This window comes from Pseudomonas sp. HPB0071, from assembly GCF_000478505.2.
In the GTDB taxonomy this organism is placed as follows: domain Bacteria; phylum Pseudomonadota; class Gammaproteobacteria; order Pseudomonadales; family Pseudomonadaceae; genus Chryseomonas; species Chryseomonas luteola.
Window position 1 is genome coordinate 1 of record NZ_KI517375.1, and the last position, 1224, is coordinate 1224.

The following is a 1224-nucleotide window of genomic DNA, read 5'->3' on the forward strand; positions in this document are numbered from 1 at the left end:
CTAAGAGGGTGTAGACAAAATATACCTGGAGTAAGCTGACCCTCTGGTTCTAAGCCTTTGGGGTCTGTTTATGACTAAGCATAACAGGACTGAAAAAGCCTCAGCTATGGTCAATCGGGGTGGTCGCCCTCGAGCATTCACGCCTTCCGATATTCAAGTATTGCTCAAAATCGTGGCTGAGCATCCACAGGCATCGCTCGATGAGATCGCTAACGAACTCTACCGCCAGAGCGGGCTACAGGTGTGTTCCGCTACGATTAGACGCTGCCTACGTGCTCAGGGCATCGTACGGTTAAAGGTCAAACGTCACGTCTACACACCCGCTCAGGCAGGTAAACGCTATGGCTATACCCAGGCCCATCGTCGTGAACAGGTGACACCTTATAGTACAAGCCTCACTGATGCCGAGTGGGCTCTGGTTGCTGATCTTTTCGAACGTGACCCTGGTACCCGTGGAACTCCGCCCCGTTACGCTCGACGTGAGCTGGTCGATGCCTGTTGTTATGTGCTGCGTACCGGCTGTGCCTGGCGTCTGCTGCCTACATCATTTCCACCTTGGCAGGCCGTCTATAAATCCTTCGCACGCTGGGTAGAGGCTGGTACCTTCGAGCAACTGCAGGATCGCCTTCGCGAACAATGGCGCAAGCGCATGGGCCGCGGCGTCCAACCCAGCGCTACGGTCATTGATGCGCAATCGACTCGTGCTTCTCCTCAAGGCGGTGAAAGCGGCTTTGACGCTGGCAAAAAGGTCAAGGGTAGAAAGCGCCACCTGATCGTCGATACCCTGGGCGTATTGGTAGCCATAACGATCACAGCGGCTAATGTTCAGGATCGTGATGCGGCAGCGGCTGTTGTTGAGAAGGCCTGCAATAAGGTGCCATGTATGCAGAAGCTCTATGCTGACGGCGCTTATGGAGGAAGTCGTGCCCGGGCGATCGAAAACGCTCATGCGCTTGTGGTCGAAGTGGTGCGGCGACCGGGCAATGGCGCTACCGGAACCTTGCAAACTGCTCTGGCTCTGCCTGAGAGAGGGGCTGGGTTTACTGTTCTGCCGAAGCGTTGGGTCGTAGAACGTACCCACGCTTGGATCGAACGTTGGCGACGCACCCTTATGCACCATGATCGCAAGCTCTCGGTCGCTGCAGCCTGGGTATGGCTGGCCAATGCGCGTATCTTGCTCAATAGACTGGCTTGAAAGGTTTTGTTTTGTCTACACCCTCTAAG

The 1224-nt window shown here is 55.5% G+C and carries 1 protein-coding gene; it reads left to right on the forward strand.

What is annotated here, in order from left to right:
• The first annotated feature begins 106 nt into the window (after window positions 1-106).
• The gene (locus tag HMPREF1487_RS26185) at window positions 107-1195 is read left to right on the forward strand and encodes an IS5 family transposase (RefSeq protein WP_010799816.1); all 1089 of its coding nucleotides are present in this window, start codon (window positions 107-109) and stop codon (window positions 1193-1195) included.
• Window positions 1196-1224: the final 29 nt, after the last annotated feature.

Coding starts and splice junctions, on each gene's coding strand:
- HMPREF1487_RS26185 (WP_010799816.1), top strand. CDS start 107: ATGGTCAATCGGGGTGGTCGCCCTCGAGCATTCACGCCTTCCGATATT.